Below are 16,749 nucleotides of genomic sequence, written 5' to 3'. Positions count from 1 at the left end.
GCTTAATTTCACTATAACTACTCATATTCATAAAAACGCATTAAAAGTATTAAAAATATTTAATTATCCATTTTAAATTCTAAGAATTTAAAAATCATATTTTAACTTTTAAACACACTTGCAAACCAAGAAATATTCTTAAATAATGCTATGATATGAAAAATAAAGGAGAGTTATGTTTAAAATATTAATGATTTTACTAATTACAAATATTTATTCATATAAAATAAATAAGTTAAAAATAGAGCTAGATAGTATTTATAAAAGCTTTCCTTATATTACAAAAGAGATAAAGCAAGACCAAGATGAATTTTTAAAAAACATTAGTAATTGTAAAGATGATAATAATTGCATTATAAATTCTTATAAAACTAGAATAAAAGAGCTTAGCACTAGTCTTGAAAACTCAAAAACCTATCCTAAAGAATTAATAGAACATATAAAAATAATTCAAGAAAACTCAACTGATTGTTATAAGCGTAAATGCACAGTAGATTGTGAAGAGATATCAATAAATAATTTTTGGCAAGATTTTTTTAGATACAAATATATAAAAATTAAGCCAAAAATTATAGATGCTAAGCCTTACACAAGCCAAGAAGTAAAAGATACTCTTAAATACTGCTGGGATTTAGGGCTTGATAGAAAAGTTTATAAAGATATAGGGCGTGATAATATCTATGGTGTTGATAATGATGTGAGTTATTCTTTTTATGAAGTTGATAAAAATGGAGAGCTCTATTTTGCAAGTAAAATTAAGGGTAAAAAATACATAAAAAAACACAAAAATATAACTATTGGCGATGTAGTTTTAGATGATAAAAATTATTTAGCCTTATCAGGAGAATTTGGAAATATATTGTTTATAGAAAAAGATTTTTGCAATCATCCTATTAAAAATAAAAATCTGTTAGATGTCATAAAAAAATCTAATAGAATAAAAATATCAACAGATTTTCATGAGCTTACACAAAGAATTTTTACGATAAATTACAAAGAAAGAGATTATTTTTTGGTTTATAAGATTTACTATTATAATACATATCCAACATATGAAATTTATATACATAGTATTGCAAATATTGTATCTAACGCATATTATCTTTACACAAGGGCATACCCTTATACATTTACTGAATTAGAATCTTTACATTGTGAAACAAATTTAAAAAAGGAGAAAAAATGAGTTAAAATAATCTGTATTAAAATTTTACAAATATTCAACTTATAAAACTCCTAATAAAGGCAAATGTTAAACAATAAAAAATATTTAATTATCCATTTTAAATTCTAAGAATTTAAAAATCATATTTTAACTTTTAAACACACTTGCAAACCAAGAAATATTCTTAAATAATGCTATGATATGAAAAAACAATGGAGTTTAAATGTTTAAGAAACTTGGATTATCACTTATGTTAGTTTCATTATTAAATGCTGGATTATTTGATATATTTCATAAAGATAAAATATCAAAAACTCCTATATATACTTTATTTGATTTAAGCAAAAAAGGATCTAAAATTGAAATAATCTTTAAGCCACAAAGAAAAGATATAGGAGAGCATTTAGGGTTTTATGCTTTTTATCCTATGTATTTTTGCTATGGTAAAATAGGTAAGGATTTTTATTCAGTTCATTTATATGATAAAAAAATAGAAGATAATATACGAGACCCTTATTATCCACTTGCTCTCGATATTAAAATATATGAGCTTACTAAAGATGGTGATGAGATATTAGTATTTGATAAAGTCGCTACACCAAATGAAAATACAAGAGTAAGTGGTAGAATAAGTATAAATATTAAAAATGAAAAGGTTCATGTAGCAATAAGATATCTTGGATTTTATTTTATACCTGAAAATAAAACATATAAAGCAGTCATTACAAATCTAATAGATGATGATAATATAAGGGGTGATTTTACAAAAATCGCAATTAAAGTTGATAGAAGCAAACATTAATAAGGAGAAAATTTGAGCGAATATTTAACTTCTAGTAATTTTACGCCTTTATTTTCTTTAAAAGATAAAAACGCTTATATTACTAGCTTGGTTCATTGTAGTGCTTTGTTTATTTGCTTTTGTGTTTTTATGTATATTGGTAATTTTTCTATGAAGGTTTCTAGTATTAATTTATTTATTATTGCTGCATATTTTGATGAGAGATATTTGCATTATAAGTTTAAAAAACCTAATATTATATATTTTCATAAGGATTTTATTCATTTTGTTAATCATAGTTGTAGGCAAAGAGATGAGCTTAATGAAGAAGAAAAAACAATATATTTAAAAAATGCTAAAATCTATAAAACCTGTCTTAATATTCAAAGCAAACAACAATTATATAAATTAAATAATTTTTTAAGTATATTTTATATTTTTATAAGTGTTTGTAATTTTATACTTTTAGTATTTTTTAAAAATATTTATAAAATTTTTACTTTAAATTATCAAAGATTTTATGATACTTTACTAATAGAAGATAATGAGAATATTATTTGTATTTATATGAATAAATATAATTATTCGCTTTTGTATGAATATTTTTTAAATAATTTTAATATTGATATAACAAAGCTTGATGTTAAAATCAAGCCCTTTTTCTTTCATACGCACTTAGTTTATAAATACACTTAAAATAAGCAAATTAATCACAATAGCTTTTATATTAATTAGAATTTGATTTGTTTAATTTATAAAAATTAATATCATTTATTTTCACACATTTTATTATATTTTTATCTACTAATTCATCTAACATTTTTATATCTTTTTCATCAATTTCTTGTGAGCTTAATGGTCTTAAACTAATAGTTTTAAGCAAATCATCATATTTATTTATATTAGTATTTCTACTCATAATATTAACTTTTATATTAGTTATTAAACTAGCCAATTTACTTAATTTCTCAAAACTTGCAGCCTTTACATTATAATCACTCGGTCTATCAATAGTTCCTAAATCAAGTCTAGCTGCTTTAATATCCTTTAAAATATCATTTAAAGCAATAAAATCCTTTTCATCATCATTAATACCATCTAAAACCAAGCATTCTAAAATCAACTCACCTTTATAAATTTGACTAAATTCTTTTATACCTTGAACTATTTTATTTATATCTATATTTGTCCTATCAATTTTGCGAAATACCTTAGGATTTACACTATCAATGCTTAGTTTAACGCTATCAAGATTTAATAATGCCTTTTGAATATTTTTATCAAAAATTGTGCTTGCATTACTCAAAATTAATGATTTTGCATTCTTTTTAACTTCATTTATTTTTATAATCAATTCATCTAAATATGGATATAAAGTAGGTTCGCCATTTGCACTAATACTTATATAATCGCAATCTTTATGTATTTTCAAAGCTTCTTTTAGCTCATTTATTATATATTCAACACTTAAATTTGATTTATTTTCATATTTTAATTTAGCTTTTCCAAGTTCACAATATAAACAATCAAAATTACAACATTTCTCATTAGGGCTTAAATCTATACCTAAAGATTTTTTAAATCTTCTTGAATTAACTGGGCCAAAAATTACTTTCATAAAAATACCTTTATATTAATTACTATTGAGATTTTAGCACTAAATACTAATGGAATTTAACTTAATCAAGCGTTTATGCTTGATTAAAATTTTTGTTTAGATTTGTTTATACAACGATATATGCTTGATTCTGAAAGATTTAAAAGATTAGCTATTTCTGTAATTGAACCTTTTATATTAAAAATACCTTTTTCATAAATTTTATCTACTATTATTTGCCTTTGTTTTGGTTTTAGATTAGTATTTTTTAGCTCATTTACGCTAAGCCCTGTTAATTCTTGAATTAGCTCATTTAAATCAAGGCTCAAAACTTCTTCATAAGCAGCTTCTTCTACAGGTATATCACTACCTAATAATTGTGCTGCTATATTTTCCATTCTACTTTTATCGTAGTTTATACATAACATTCCACTTAATTTATTGCCTTCTTTGATAAAAAATGTGCTACCTCTTATATTTTTTCCACCTGCACTTGCTTTATAATTGCTTAAAAAATCTCTTTCTTCATAAATCTTTTTATTAACAAGCTCAAGTGCAAATCCTGTAATAGGAGAATTAATACTTCTTCCGCTTATGTGATTATTAGCAATTTCTGCAATACTCATTCCATCATCATTTATATCGTGCAAAACTATTTCATAATCCTTGCCTAAAGCTTGTGCTAAAAAATGCACTAATTTTATATATTCTGTTCTTGTTTGTTGATTCATAAAGCCCTCGGTAAATGTTTTGTAAATTATAGTTGCGTAAAGTAATTATAAGCCCTATTTTAGGGCTTATTAAAATTTAGTTTTATTAACTATTTTATCTACCAGCATAGCTGCACTTACATCATTTGTAGCATTTATAGCAGTTGCTGGTGCATCTGTTATAGTTCCTATTAAAACCATAACCGGTATTGCTTCTGGTGGAAATCCAAATGCACTAATTATAAATATCTCTCCAACATATCCACCTGCAGGTATTGCACCCATAACACTTGAAGCTAATACAGAAACAAAGATTGCCGTAATTAAATTATCAAAAGTAAATAAATCTACACCGAATACAGAACACATAAAAGTAATTTTCAATATAGTAATTAATACTGCTCCACTTTTATGTAAATTACAACCAAAAGGAACAACTAAATTTTTAACTTCATCGCTAATTCCTATATTTTTTCCTGCAATTAAATTTGAAGGAATAGTAGCTGCACTTGAGCATGTTCCAAGAGAAACCAATGTTGGAGTAATTATATATTTAAAATATTTTTTAGTCCCACTAAATCCTCCTGCTAAATATGCAAGAATGAAATTAGAAATAAAATAATAAATAATCGCAGCTATAAAATATACAAATATTGCTTTTGATAAATCTGCAGTTACCATACCTTTGCTAGTTCCAATCAGAACTGCAAAAAAACAACCCAATCCAAGTGGTGCAAAAAACATTACAAAAGAAACCATCTTTACAATAACTTCATTTAACTGTGCAAAGAAATTAATTACAATATCTGAAGTATCTTTTAATTTTAATAATGCAACGCCAAAAATTAAACTAAATACAATTAGTGCTGTAAGATTTGACCTTGAAAATAATTCATAAAAATTACCAACACTAAACATTGATAAGAAATCACTATTGCCTTTGCTAAATTCACTAGCAGTACCAAAATTATATGTATTAGCAACTTCATAAAATTGAGTAAAAAATAACATAAATAATGCAGCTATAATTTCACTTAAAGCAAAAATAACCATCATAACAAATATTATTTTTCCTAACTTTGAATTACTTTGAGCATTAGTTATTGAACTAACTAATGATATAAAAATCATAGGAACTACTAAACAATAAAGAAGATTTAAAAATAAATTAGCGATAGGCTCAAAAATTTTAGCTCCTTCTCCCATAGCATTACCTATTAAAGAACCTAATAAAATAGCCCCTAATAAAATAAAAGACGATTTATAATTTTTTAAAATTTCCATAACAATCACCTATAATCTTTCTTACTTAAATTATCAATCATTCTATTTACACATTCTTTTATGTATTTAGGATCAGTTGCTAAATTGATTCTTACAAAGCCTTTATAGTTTGCACCAAACCATTCACCAAAATCAATAGCAATTTTACAATCATCTTGAATAAATTCTTTTGTTCTTTCCTTGTTTACTACAGGATTTAAATTAAGTAGAGTCAAATAAGTACCCTCTAAAGGAGTTATTATAATATTTTTAGTTTTATCATTTTTACTTAATTCTTCCTTTAAATAATTATAATTATGTTTTAAAACATTTAAAAGTCCTTTTCTCCATTCTCTACCATGTTTATAAGCTAATTGAGTAGCCAATAAACCTAATATATTTGTTTCAATTTGATTGTATTTTTTAGCAAAATTATCGTAGCTTTTTCTTAATTTTTCATCAGGAATTATTATGTGAGAGTTTAGCAAACAAGCTAGATTAAATGTTTTTGATGCAGCATTTAAAACTATTAAGCTATCAAAATAATCTTTAGCGTTATCTAGTGCTAATGCAGAGATAAATTTCTTATCACTAATTTGTAAATCTTGATGAATTTCATCACTTATAATTAAAACATTATATTTTTTAAATAAATCAAAACATTTTTTTAATTCTTCTTTACTCCAAATTCTACCTGCAGGATTATGAGGAGAGCAAAAAATAACCATTTTTACATTATTGTTTTTAATATCTTCTTCAAGCAAATTAAAATCAATACTAAATTCACCTGTTTTATTATTATAAACAAGCTCGTTTGCAACTATTTTTCTATTATTATCTCTTATACTATTCCAAAATGGATAATATACAGGAGCCATTATTAAAATACTATCATTTTCTTTTGTAAATAAATTCACTAATTGATATATACTATTTACTACACCAAAATTAAATCTAATCCAATCCCTTTTTAATTCTACATTATGAATATCTTTCATCCAAAGAATAAACTCATCATAATATTCATTTGTAGTGTAAGCATAACCAAAAGCCCCATGTTGTATTCTTGCTGAAAGTCCATCTAAAACTGCTTTTGGAGCAGAAAATTCCATATCAGCAACCCACATTGCAAGTAAATCAGAATCACCGAAACGTTCTTGCAATTTATCCCATTTTAAACAATCTGTATTTTTTCTAGAGATTAAATTCTCATCTAAAAATTTTCTCATTTTTTCTCCTTTTTTAAGATTTTTTTATTAATTTTTATAATTTTTGCAAAAAAATTATTAAAAAATCCTTAATTATAACTATTTTTTATAGTTTTAATAATTTTTAATATTTTTTTGCTAATATTTTTGCAAAATTTTTCAAAAAAGGAGAAAAAATGAATTATCCAAAGGCTATTGGACCTTATAGTGTGTGTGGTAAATCAGATGATTTAGTATTTGTTAGTGGTCAGCTACCAATTGACCCTAGTACAGGAGAGTTTGTAAAAGGCGATATTAAAGAGCTTACAAGACAAAGTTTAAGAAATATAAAAGCTATCTTAAACGAGCAAGGTTTAGATATGAATAATGTTATAAAAACAACGGTTTTATTAGCTGATATAAATGATTTTGCAGCAGTTAATGAAGCTTATGCTGAGTTTTTTAAAGAGCCTTTCCCTGCTAGAAGTGCATTTGCAGTAGCAGCATTACCAAAAGCATCAAGAATAGAAATAGAAGCGATAGCTAAAAAATAATTCCGGTGAAATTCCGGATTAAAAATTAATAATTTATTTTTCAATACACAAAATATTAAACTTATTTTTAAATAAATCTTAATTAAAATTATTAAAATTATTTTTACATAAAATGGCTAATTTTATTAATTGTTTATAAGATAAAATCAGTTCTTTAATTTAAGGAGATGAGATGTTAAATAATTTATTAGTATTTGATTATGAAGACGTGCAATTAATCCCTGCAAAATGTATAATCAATTCAAGAAGCGAATGCGATACTAGCGTAAGGCTTGGTAATAGAACTTTTAAACTACCTGTAGTTCCTGCAAATATGCAAACAATCATTGATGAAGAATTAGCGATTTCATTTGCTAGAAGTGATTATTTTTACATTATGCATAGATTTGAGCCTGAAAAAAGATTAGACTTTGTAAAAAAAATGCAAGAATTAGGGCTTTTTGCGTCAATTTCTGTTGGCATTACTCAAAAAGAATACGAATTTATTGATGAATTAAAAGCAAATGAGCTATATCCTGAATATATTACAATTGATATTGCTCACGGACATAGCGACAATGTAATTAAAATGATTAAATACATTAAAAGCACATTAAAAACTAGCTTTGTAATAGCAGGAAATGTCGGAACTCCTGAAGCTGTTAGGGATTTAGAAAATGCTGGAGCTGATGCAACTAAGGTTGGTATTGGACCTGGTAAGGTGTGTATTACTAAGCTTAAAACCGGTTTTGGGACTGGCGGTTGGCAGCTTGCAGCACTTCGCTGGTGTGCTAAAAGTGCTAAAAAGCCAATAATTGCTGATGGTGGTATTAGAAATCACGGAGATATAGCAAAATCAATTCGTTTTGGAGCTACTTTTGTAATGATAGGCTCATTATTTAGCGGACACGAGCAAAGTCCTGGAAAAACCATAGAAATTGATGGCAAAAAAATGAAAGAATATTATGGCTCGGCAAGTGAATTTCAAAAAGGTGAGCGTAAAAATGTAGAAGGTAAAAAAATGTATGTTCCATTTAGGGGAAATATTTTTGATACCTTAAATGAAATGAGAGAAGATTTGCAAAGCTCAATTTCTTATGCAGGTGGAAAAGAACTTCGTGATATTAGAAAAGTTGATTATGTAGTGGTTAAAAACTCAATCTTTAACGGAGATACTATCTAATTAATAAATTTTCCTAATTTAGCTATAAATTAGGAAAATCCATACTCTATTAAATAATTTTTTTAATTTAAATTCTAAGCTAGTAGTTATATTTCTTACAATAAAGAGCAATAATCACATAAATACAAGCTATAAAATATAAAAACAAAAAGCTAAAAACAGCTATTGCATTAACAATATCATAAAACAATCCAATCCTATCAAGGGTAATAAAACTAATATAATAAGAAAGAATTGAAATAACAAAAACAAATCTAAAAAATCTCTTATTTAGCTTAGAAAAATCATTAAAAATATAAAAAATCTCACAATACAAAAACGGAGTAAAAACTACGAATAAATGTGAAGCTAATATGAAAATAGCAAAACCATATTTCTTCTCAATCAATGTTATCAAAATTAGCAAGATTGCAAAAAAATTAAAAAATATGAAAAATCTAGGCTTGATTTTAGTATCAAAATTAAGCATAAATGCATTTGCAAATGAGCTTGAAGCTTGTATTTCGCTTATGTTTTTATCTTTAAAGCACGATAAAATTAGCATAAAAATTATGTTTAAAACAAAAGTTAAAATAAAGAATAAAATAAAACTACAAATATTAAAAATAATAAATCCAAAAATCACAAAAAACCTTAAATATTTATTAGCAATAACCGCATTTAATCTCTGAATATTAGTTATTGTTAAAAATAAATTAATCACAAAGGATAAATATAAATACAAACAAGAATAAACATCACTAGCAAGATTAAAAAACGGGTCATTATTAAATGTAAAAATAGTGTATTTAGCTAAGATAAAACGGACAAAAACCCCAGTGCATTTTAAAACGAAAAAAGACAAAAGACACAAAATTACGATATTTATACTTGATAAAATATGAGTTGTTGAACTGATTTTTGATTTTAAATCCATATTAAGTGCTGTTATAACACTAGCTTTCATATTAATTCCTAATTTAAATTCTTTTAATTTTAAAATATAAAATCATCACAAGATTGAATTTCAACTAAAATTTCTAGTTTATATGCTTAAATAAAACTTAATTAATTCATATATTAAATTATCATTATAATTTTTCTAATTTTTATTTTGCTAATTAATAATTTTTATTATAATAAAATAAATTTAATTTAAAAGGAAATAAAATGTTAGGGAAAAATCTTTCTTTAAAAGCTCAATTATTCATTGGTTTTGCTAGTATTCTTGCATTTATTTTAATCATATTTTTTAGCGGATATATTAAAATTAATAGCGTAAATAATGATTTAAACGAAATTAGCGATGTAAATGCTGTAAAACAAAGGTATGCAGTTGATTTTAGAGGTAGTGTGCATGATAGAGCAATAGCTATTAGAGATGTTGTTTTATTAAGTGATAAAAACGAGATAAATAATGCTATATCTTTAATTGATAAATTAGAAAACAATTACAATATAGCAGCTAATAATATGGCAAAAATATTCGCAAATGCTAATTTGGTAGATGATAAAGATAGATTGATTTTAGAAAAAATTAAAGGCGTAGAAGCAAAAACTCTTCCTTTAATAAAAGAAATAATTCAATATAAAAACAATAATGATACAAACAAAGCTCACGAAATATTATTATCTCAAGCAAGAGATAGTTTTGTTACTTGGCTAAATGTTATTAATGAATTTATTGATTATCAAGAAGCAAAAAATCAAGCATTAACAAAACAAGCAAGAGGGACAATTAGCAGCTTTTTAAGTAGTAGTATAGCAATTAGCATAGTTGCATTTTTAGTAGCGATTTTCTTAGCACTTTATATAACAAGATTGATTATTAGCTCACTTGGTGGAGAAGTAAAAGACGCAGTTAAAGCAGTAATTAGCATATCACACGGGAATTTAGATACTAAAATTGATACTAAGTATAAAGATAGTATGCTATATGCTTTAAAAGAAATGGAAAATAAATTAAAAGATATTGTAGGAGAAGTAATTCATTCTTCAAAAGAATTAGAAAATAGTGCAAAAGAAGTAACAAATGCTTCAAATAATGCTAGCAAATTATCAAACGAACAACAAAACAAATCAAGAGAATCTTTAGAAAATATAAACAATGCTAGAATAGCTATGCAAGATGTATTAAATATAGCAAATCAAACTAAAGAAAATTCTCAAAAAACGGTTGAATTATCAAATAATGGAATTAATTCTATGAGAACTACAATTAAAGAAATAGAAAAAATCACAGAAACCGTGCATTATTCTTCAGAGCAAATCAAAATGCTAGATAAACACTCAACCGAAATTAGCAATAGTGCAGAATTAATTAAAGAAATCACAGAGCAAACAAATCTTCTTGCATTAAATGCTGCAATTGAAGCAGCTCGTGCAGGAGAGCATGGGCGTGGATTTGCAGTTGTAGCTGATGAGATTAGAAAATTAGCAGAAAAAACTGACACAGCAACAAATGAAATATCAAATATGATTTCAATAATACAAAGCGAAACTCAAGCAACGGTTGATGCTATTCAAACAGCAGTTCCACAAGTAGAAAGCGGAATGAGACTAGCTAATGAAGCTAATTTGATTTTAGAGCAAATCAGCCATCAAGCAAATGATTCATTATTAAAAGCTAATGAAGTAAGTAATGCTGCTAACGCACAAGTAGAAAAACTTCAAAGCCTAAATAACGATATGATAAGTATCACAAAAAGCTCTGAAAATACCAATAAATCTATGCAAGAAAACACACACGCAGCAAATAGCTTAAAAGAAATTGCAAATACCTTAACACAACATATAAAATATTTTAAAATATAAAAAGATTTTTATCCTAGTTTTTGCTAGGATAAAAATTAAATATCAAAACTTATCAATAATCTTTATTAATAATTCTTGTAATTTAATAGCAATACTAGGAGTATAATCAATATCTTCAATCAAATTATCAGATACAATTCTAATAGCTAAAAACGGCACATTAAAAGCTTTAGCAACTTGAGCAGCAGCTACACTTTCCATCTCTTCAACGCTTGCATTATAGGTTTTATTCCAAAGATGAAGCATTAAGATTTCTTTATTAAACGCATCAGCACTAGCTATATTTACCTTTAAAACCCCTTTAGGAGCTAGGCTTATAAATTTATTTACTAAAGTTTCATCACTTGTAAAATACTCATTTTTTAAATCTTCATTATTTGTATCTAGCAAAGTTAGTGGAGCTATCATTGGCTCTTTTGCTAAAGGGTTGATAGTATATAAACTCTTAGGAGTTTTGTAAGAATTTGCATTATAAATTCTATCTCCTACAACTATATCTCCTAATTTAAGACCTTCTACAATAGCACCTGCTGTGCCTTGATTTATAATAATATCAGGCTTAAAATAAGTTATGCCTAAAGTTGTGGCTGCTGAAGCATTTACAAGACCTATTAAAGTCCTTGATACTACAATATCTTTTCCTTTAATTTTGCCTTCATAAAATATATAGCTACCTATTTTAACTACCTTTTTATCACTCATAGCATTTACTAAAGTATCAATCTCAATAGGCATTGCACCTTGAATTAAAATCCTAGCAAAAATAAAGCTAGGAATTAATAATATTAGTAGTTTTCTCATTTATTATCCTTAGGTAATAAAATCTCAAGCAATATAGCACTAAATCCTGCAGTCGCAACTGCTGAGCCAAATAGATTTTTAAACACATCAGGTAAATGCTCTAAAATAAGTGGTTGAGTGCTTACTCCTAAACCTAGAGCAAGTGAAATTGAAAGTATCATAACAGAACGCTTATTTAATTCTTCTCTTGAAATTATTTTAATTCCAGTTGCAGCAATTGTTCCAAACATTACTAAAATAGCACCGCCAATTACAGGTTCAGGTATTCTTAAAGCAAACTCTGCAACAATAGGAAAAATCCCGCAAATCATAAGCATAATACAAACAATATATCCAACATAACGACTTGCAACCCCGCTTAGTGCAATTACTGCGTTGTTTTGACCAAAACAAGAATTTGGAAAGGTATTAAAAAATGCTGATACTAAAGAGTTAAACCCATTAGCAAATACCCCACCCCTTAATCTTCTTTCATATATTTCGCCTTTCATTGGCTGATGACTTAGCTCACTTGTAGCACTAATATCGCCAATGGTTTCTAGTGAAGTAACTAAAAATATTATCGCAAATGGCAAAATTAGGCTAGTTTCTATGCTAAGACCATAAAACAATGGTTCAGGAACTATAAATAAATTAGCTGAATGCACATTACTTAAATCAAATCTACCTAAAAATGTAGCAAGTATTAAACCAATAATAATTGAGAAAAATAAAGCTCCAACTCTAAAAATAGGCTTTTTAAAAGAGTTAAATACTACAATTGATAATAATACTACCCCACTTAAAGCTAAGTTTTCTAAACTTGCAAATTGTAAATTCGCAGGAATATCCTTGCTCATACTAGCAAATCCACCGCCTGCACTAATAAGCCCTGCACTAATTAAAGTAAGACCTATTATCATTACAACAATGCCACAAACTAGATTTGAAATAATTCTTTTTACATATTTTAAACTGATAGATACTAGCATTTCAGTGATACTACATAACATAAGAGTTCCAAAAATTGCTGCTAAAATCTCTGCATCACTTAGGTTTTGATTTCTTAATACTAAACCACCTGTAATGATTGCTGAAACGAAATTAAAGCTTGTTCCTTGAACACTTAATAATCCTGAACCAATTTGAAATTTTCCGACCTTTAAAGTCATCATTTGAATAAATCCAGCTACCCCACTAGCAAATAATGACATAGAAATAATCCTAGTAGCATTTTCAGGGCTAAGTCCTAATTCTTTTCCTATTAATAATGAAGGAGTTATTACTGCTACAAACATAGCTAATAAATGAACAAGTGCAGCTAAAACAGCACGCACAAACGGAGGCCTATCTTCTAATTTATATATTAATTCATCTTTCATTTTATTCCTTTGTAATCTTTAAAAACTCTAATAACCTAAATGCTACATACTCATAGCCCGACTTAGTAAGATGTGTATTTTTTAATGATTTTTTATCATTTATCCAAGCAATTTTTCCCCCTTCTTTTTGCATTAAATTATCTATATCAAAAATATAAACACCACTTGTCTTTGCCACTTGTTTGATTAAAGTTTTTACTAAAGCATTATTCTCTCCTTTAACATAGTTTTTATTCACAAATAATGTTGGTTCTGGCGGGATTAATAATATTATTTTTGATTTTTTTGTTTTGAAAAGTTCTATAATATTTAAATAGTTATTAATGAAATTCTCTTGATTAATCTTATTTGACACACTCTCATTTGTGCCAAAAGAAAATATTATTAAATCATAATCTAATTTCTTAGCAACACTTTTAGCTAAGTTATAATCTATTCTTGAATAATTAAAAATACTAGCTCCATTAATACCTAAATTATCAATATAACTAGAATTATTAGTAATAAAACCACCGATTTTATTTGCCGTTGTAGAAAAATTAATCTGATTTGTATTTTTTTGATAATTTTTTATATTCCAAATTCCTGATTTAAATTCTAAATACTCAACATTATTAGCCTTGAATTTAAGATTTATATTAATTTCACATTTTGCATTGCAATTTGCATTAATTCCACCAAAACTTAAATTAGTTTTTGTATTTATCAAATACTCTACATTAAATCCTAAATTATTATAATCTGCTAAATACTGATTGTGCCATTTAGGTAAAATCGCAGGAACAAATCCTAAAGAGTGAATATTTAAAGCCTTTCTAAAATATTCGGGAATATAATCACTTGCTAAATGAGAATCTCCTATAAATGCTATTTTTTTATAAGGAATTAAAAGATTGCTTTTAGGTTTTACTTGGATTTCTTTTGGTTTATCAGACTGAAAATTAACTAAATTTGTTTTAACTTTTGCTTCTTTGCTTACAAGAATTTCATTTTGGCTTTTTTGAGATATTTTAGGGGATTTATAAATCTTATCTGTTTTTATCTCTTTTATAAATAAACTATCCACATAACTACAAGATGAAAAAAATATAACTATACTAAGATAAATAATAATTCTCATTGTATTTCAACTGTTTTAAAAAAATCTTGTGAAATCAACTCATACCCAAGTGGAGTAAAGTGTATGCCATCATTTGACCTAATCCTTTTGCTTTTGCCATCTATCTTGATATAAAAATCAAAATGCTCGGTTAATACAGAATCTAATTTTATAAATTGATAATTATTTTTTTTAGCCAATTCATAAAATACTTCATTTAATATTTTTATTTTTTCATTTTGCTCATCGTTTTTAACTACAGGTAATTCATACCAAAAAATATTAGCGTTATAATCTCTTGTAATTTTTACAAGTTCATCAATTCTTTTTGTATAAAAACTCTTCCATTCACTATCGCCAAATTTTAATACCTTGTTGTTTTCATTAGCGTTCCATAAATCATTTACACCTACTAAAATTACTACATTTTTAATTGCACTTTCTTGTAAAGAAGATTTTAAAACCTTTGCATAATCATAGTATTTTTTCCTAAGTAATCCTGTGCTTTGCTTTGCTAAATTCTCACATTTAATATTTTGTTTTTTTAAAGAATTGCATATACTTAGCCCAACACCTTGCATTAGACTATCGCCTAATAAAATTACTCCATTATCTTTACTTAAAACTAATTTTTGATTATTGTGAATTTCTTGCTTAGCAATTAGCTTAATCATATATAAAGTATCAAGATAGCATTTATGAAATACCTTTATTTTATTATTATTTTCATTGCTTATTTGTGGTTTTATTTCTTTTACCTTTGTAAAAAACACATTGTATTCTAGATATTCTTTAAATTCATTGCTTTTTTTAAAAAATGCAAAATCTAAATCTATATTTTTATGATAATTTACTTCATAATATTCTTTTAAAGAGTCGTTAAATAAGCTAATAAAAATAATGCTTGAACTAATAATTATTAAAACAAATTCTCTCATTAAAACCCTGCATATATAAAGTTAGGAATTCCACTTGGCATATAAATAAACACAATTAATAAAACTAGATTAATTACAATAATTTTTATAAAAATATTTAAATGTCTTAAAATATTTACAACCAATGCTAAGTGGTTTTTAGAATAAAAATTAATTATAAATAAAACAAATACTACTAAAAATATATAAATTTCTCTTTTATCAATGAAATTAAATTTCAAGAAAAATGAAAAATATTCTCTAACCTCATCAAAACTCACAAAATAAAAAAAGCTCCAAACAATGCTAATATAAGTAAAAGTTATAAATGAAGCTACAAATTTATTAAACCTATAAGAAAATAAAGAAATAAAAATCAGCCCTAAAGCGTGAGCTAAACCCCATAAAGCAAAATTATACGAATTTCCGTGCCAAATACCCGAAATAACAAAGGCAATAATAATATTTAAACTTGTTCTATTTACCCTATTTCCACCAAGTGGAATATAAATATAATCGCGAATAAAACTTGATAAACTAATATGCCATCTTTTCCAAAAATCTTGAATGTTTCTAGCTTTAAATGGATTATTAAAATTCTTAGGCAATTTAAAGCCAATCATTAAAGCAAATGCAGAAACTAAATTAATATAAGCACTAAAATCTAAATATAATTTGATTGAATACAAGTAAAAACAATTTAATAAACCTAAAAAACTTAAATTATTTAAATCATTTAAAAATGCGTAAAAATACTTATCCACAATAGGTAAAATCAAAAATACTTTTACTAAAGCAAACAATAAATTAGCTAGTATTAAATCCTTGTGTTTAAAGCGTTTTAAAGTATTAAATTGCTTAATAAAATCAACATATCTAAATATAGGACCACTAACAAAAGTAGCAAAAAAACTAAGATAAGTAAAAAGCGTTAAATAACCAACTGGCTCTTGTTTTTCTTTATAAACCCAAACAATATAAGTAATTGCATTAAAAGTATAAAAACTAAGCCCTAAAGGAAAAATTATATCAGCAATCATAATATCAAAATAGCTTAGAACATAATCAACACTATCTTTAATACTTGAATAATATTTGAATATACATAGATTCAACACTATAAAAAATATAGCAGTATAAAAGATATTTTTAGTATTTCTAACATAAACGCTCAAAGCAAAAAAATGAATAAAAAAGCTAAAAACAAGCACTACTAATAAGCAATAAGGATTAAATAAATATAGTATTAGTATATTAAACCCTAACAATAAAGCATTTTGCTTATTTTTGCCTAGCAAATTAAATACAATGAAAAATATAAATATTAATATTAAAAACTCAACAGAAAAAAAGCTCAAA

At 25.5% G+C, this 16,749-nt stretch carries 16 protein-coding genes; 6 read left to right on the top strand and 10 right to left on the bottom strand.

The window, feature by feature from the left end; all coding sequences use genetic code 11:
- Nucleotides 1-175: 175 nt before the first annotated feature.
- The 3 genes from AVBRAN9334_RS06505 (at nt 176) to AVBRAN9334_RS06495 (ending at nt 2,642) form a co-directional block, all read left to right on the top strand.
- Nucleotides 176-1,186 carry a hypothetical protein gene (locus AVBRAN9334_RS06505; RefSeq protein ID WP_336607314.1) on the top strand — a complete coding sequence of 337 codons (1,011 nt, stop codon included), beginning with the start codon at nt 176-178 and terminating at the stop codon, nt 1,184-1,186.
- Nucleotides 1,187-1,388: 202 nt separating this feature from the next.
- On the top strand, nt 1,389-1,967 hold the full coding sequence (locus AVBRAN9334_RS06500) for a hypothetical protein (protein ID WP_336607313.1): 579 nt from the start codon (nt 1,389-1,391) through the stop codon (nt 1,965-1,967).
- Nucleotides 1,968-1,979: 12 nt separating this feature from the next.
- Nucleotides 1,980-2,642, top strand: a complete 663-nt coding sequence (locus AVBRAN9334_RS06495; RefSeq protein ID WP_336607312.1) for a hypothetical protein — start codon at nt 1,980-1,982, stop codon at nt 2,640-2,642.
- 31 nt (nt 2,643-2,673) lie between these two features.
- Here AVBRAN9334_RS06495 and AVBRAN9334_RS06490 read toward each other — a convergent pair whose 3' ends face one another.
- From AVBRAN9334_RS06490 to AVBRAN9334_RS06475, 4 genes are all read right to left on the bottom strand, one after another.
- On the bottom strand, nt 2,674-3,564 hold the full coding sequence (locus AVBRAN9334_RS06490; RefSeq protein WP_214117867.1) for a radical SAM protein: 891 nt from the start codon (nt 3,562-3,564) through the stop codon (nt 2,674-2,676).
- An 83-nt stretch (nt 3,565-3,647) separates the two neighbouring features.
- Nucleotides 3,648-4,274 carry a helix-turn-helix transcriptional regulator gene (locus AVBRAN9334_RS06485; RefSeq protein WP_214117868.1) on the bottom strand — a complete coding sequence of 209 codons (627 nt, stop codon included), beginning with the start codon at nt 4,272-4,274 and terminating at the stop codon, nt 3,648-3,650.
- A gap of 69 nt (nt 4,275-4,343) precedes the next feature.
- Nucleotides 4,344-5,537 (bottom strand): dicarboxylate/amino acid:cation symporter, encoded by a 1,194-nt coding sequence (locus tag AVBRAN9334_RS06480; protein ID WP_336607311.1) that lies wholly within the window; start codon nt 5,535-5,537, stop codon nt 4,344-4,346.
- Between the two features lie 5 nt (nt 5,538-5,542).
- On the bottom strand, nt 5,543-6,745 hold the full coding sequence (locus AVBRAN9334_RS06475; RefSeq protein ID WP_336607310.1) for a MalY/PatB family protein: 1,203 nt from the start codon (nt 6,743-6,745) through the stop codon (nt 5,543-5,545).
- A 155-nt stretch (nt 6,746-6,900) separates the two neighbouring features.
- Here AVBRAN9334_RS06475 and AVBRAN9334_RS06470 point away from each other — a divergent pair, with 155 nt between their 5' ends.
- Together AVBRAN9334_RS06470 and AVBRAN9334_RS06465 are read left to right on the top strand one after the other, a co-directional pair.
- Nucleotides 6,901-7,257, top strand: coding sequence for a RidA family protein (locus AVBRAN9334_RS06470; RefSeq protein WP_336607309.1), 357 nt, complete (start codon nt 6,901-6,903; stop codon nt 7,255-7,257).
- 172 nt (nt 7,258-7,429) lie between these two features.
- Entirely contained in the window at nt 7,430-8,419 is a 990-nt protein-coding gene (locus AVBRAN9334_RS06465; RefSeq protein WP_214117880.1) for a GMP reductase, read from the top strand.
- 79 nt (nt 8,420-8,498) lie between these two features.
- On the opposite strand, the gene AVBRAN9334_RS06460 is transcribed toward AVBRAN9334_RS06465, so the two are convergent.
- Nucleotides 8,499-9,365, bottom strand: coding sequence for a hypothetical protein (locus tag AVBRAN9334_RS06460; RefSeq protein ID WP_336607308.1), 867 nt, complete (start codon nt 9,363-9,365; stop codon nt 8,499-8,501).
- Nucleotides 9,366-9,568: 203 nt separating this feature from the next.
- Here AVBRAN9334_RS06460 and AVBRAN9334_RS06455 point away from each other — a divergent pair, with 203 nt between their 5' ends.
- Nucleotides 9,569-11,212, top strand: a complete 1,644-nt coding sequence (locus AVBRAN9334_RS06455; protein ID WP_336607307.1) for a methyl-accepting chemotaxis protein — start codon at nt 9,569-9,571, stop codon at nt 11,210-11,212.
- Nucleotides 11,213-11,254: 42 nt separating this feature from the next.
- Here AVBRAN9334_RS06455 and AVBRAN9334_RS06450 read toward each other — a convergent pair whose 3' ends face one another.
- From AVBRAN9334_RS06450 to AVBRAN9334_RS06430, 5 genes are read right to left on the bottom strand one after another with little or no spacing between them, the layout of a single operon-like run.
- Nucleotides 11,255-12,013 (bottom strand): 5'-methylthioadenosine/S-adenosylhomocysteine nucleosidase, encoded by a 759-nt coding sequence (locus AVBRAN9334_RS06450; RefSeq protein ID WP_336607306.1) that lies wholly within the window; start codon nt 12,011-12,013, stop codon nt 11,255-11,257.
- On the bottom strand, nt 12,010-13,374 hold the full coding sequence (locus tag AVBRAN9334_RS06445) for a uracil-xanthine permease family protein (RefSeq protein WP_214117884.1): 1,365 nt from the start codon (nt 13,372-13,374) through the stop codon (nt 12,010-12,012). Before AVBRAN9334_RS06445 ends, AVBRAN9334_RS06450 begins: the two co-directional genes overlap by 4 nt.
- A gap of 1 nt (nt 13,375) precedes the next feature.
- A complete protein-coding gene (locus AVBRAN9334_RS06440) occupies nt 13,376-14,494 on the bottom strand; it encodes a GDSL-type esterase/lipase family protein (RefSeq protein WP_214117885.1) in 1,119 nt (372 codons plus the stop codon).
- A complete protein-coding gene (locus AVBRAN9334_RS06435) occupies nt 14,491-15,411 on the bottom strand; it encodes a DUF459 domain-containing protein (RefSeq protein ID WP_336607305.1) in 921 nt (306 codons plus the stop codon). Before AVBRAN9334_RS06435 ends, AVBRAN9334_RS06440 begins: the two co-directional genes overlap by 4 nt.
- Nucleotides 15,411-16,748 carry an MBOAT family O-acyltransferase gene (locus AVBRAN9334_RS06430; protein ID WP_336607304.1) on the bottom strand — a complete coding sequence of 446 codons (1,338 nt, stop codon included), beginning with the start codon at nt 16,746-16,748 and terminating at the stop codon, nt 15,411-15,413. The genes AVBRAN9334_RS06435 and AVBRAN9334_RS06430 overlap by 1 nt, the downstream gene beginning before the upstream one ends.
- Nucleotide 16,749 lies beyond the last annotated feature (1 nt).

Source organism: Campylobacter sp. RM9334 (assembly GCF_020138145.1).
Taxonomy (GTDB): domain Bacteria; phylum Campylobacterota; class Campylobacteria; order Campylobacterales; family Campylobacteraceae; genus Campylobacter_E.
This window is presented reverse-complemented; position numbering and strand designations above follow the sequence as displayed.

Excerpts from the sequence above, each read along its gene's own strand:
- AVBRAN9334_RS06490 (WP_214117867.1), bottom strand. The coding sequence starts at position 3,564 with ATGAAAGTAATTTTTGGCCCAGTTAATTCAAGAAGATTTAAAAAATCT.
- AVBRAN9334_RS06455 (WP_336607307.1), top strand. The coding sequence starts at position 9,569 with ATGTTAGGGAAAAATCTTTCTTTAAAAGCTCAATTATTCATTGGTTTT.
- AVBRAN9334_RS06480 (WP_336607311.1), bottom strand. The coding sequence starts at position 5,537 with ATGGAAATTTTAAAAAATTATAAATCGTCTTTTATTTTATTAGGGGCT.
- AVBRAN9334_RS06485 (WP_214117868.1), bottom strand. The coding sequence starts at position 4,274 with ATGAATCAACAAACAAGAACAGAATATATAAAATTAGTGCATTTTTTA.
- AVBRAN9334_RS06505 (WP_336607314.1), top strand. The coding sequence starts at position 176 with ATGTTTAAAATATTAATGATTTTACTAATTACAAATATTTATTCATAT.
- AVBRAN9334_RS06470 (WP_336607309.1), top strand. The coding sequence starts at position 6,901 with ATGAATTATCCAAAGGCTATTGGACCTTATAGTGTGTGTGGTAAATCA.
- AVBRAN9334_RS06460 (WP_336607308.1), bottom strand. The coding sequence starts at position 9,365 with ATGAAAGCTAGTGTTATAACAGCACTTAATATGGATTTAAAATCAAAA.
- AVBRAN9334_RS06475 (WP_336607310.1), bottom strand. The coding sequence starts at position 6,745 with ATGAGAAAATTTTTAGATGAGAATTTAATCTCTAGAAAAAATACAGAT.
- AVBRAN9334_RS06465 (WP_214117880.1), top strand. The coding sequence starts at position 7,430 with ATGTTAAATAATTTATTAGTATTTGATTATGAAGACGTGCAATTAATC.
- AVBRAN9334_RS06450 (WP_336607306.1), bottom strand. The coding sequence starts at position 12,013 with ATGAGAAAACTACTAATATTATTAATTCCTAGCTTTATTTTTGCTAGG.
- AVBRAN9334_RS06435 (WP_336607305.1), bottom strand. The coding sequence starts at position 15,411 with ATGAGAGAATTTGTTTTAATAATTATTAGTTCAAGCATTATTTTTATT.
- AVBRAN9334_RS06440 (WP_214117885.1), bottom strand. The coding sequence starts at position 14,494 with ATGAGAATTATTATTTATCTTAGTATAGTTATATTTTTTTCATCTTGT.
- AVBRAN9334_RS06500 (WP_336607313.1), top strand. The coding sequence starts at position 1,389 with ATGTTTAAGAAACTTGGATTATCACTTATGTTAGTTTCATTATTAAAT.
- AVBRAN9334_RS06445 (WP_214117884.1), bottom strand. The coding sequence starts at position 13,374 with ATGAAAGATGAATTAATATATAAATTAGAAGATAGGCCTCCGTTTGTG.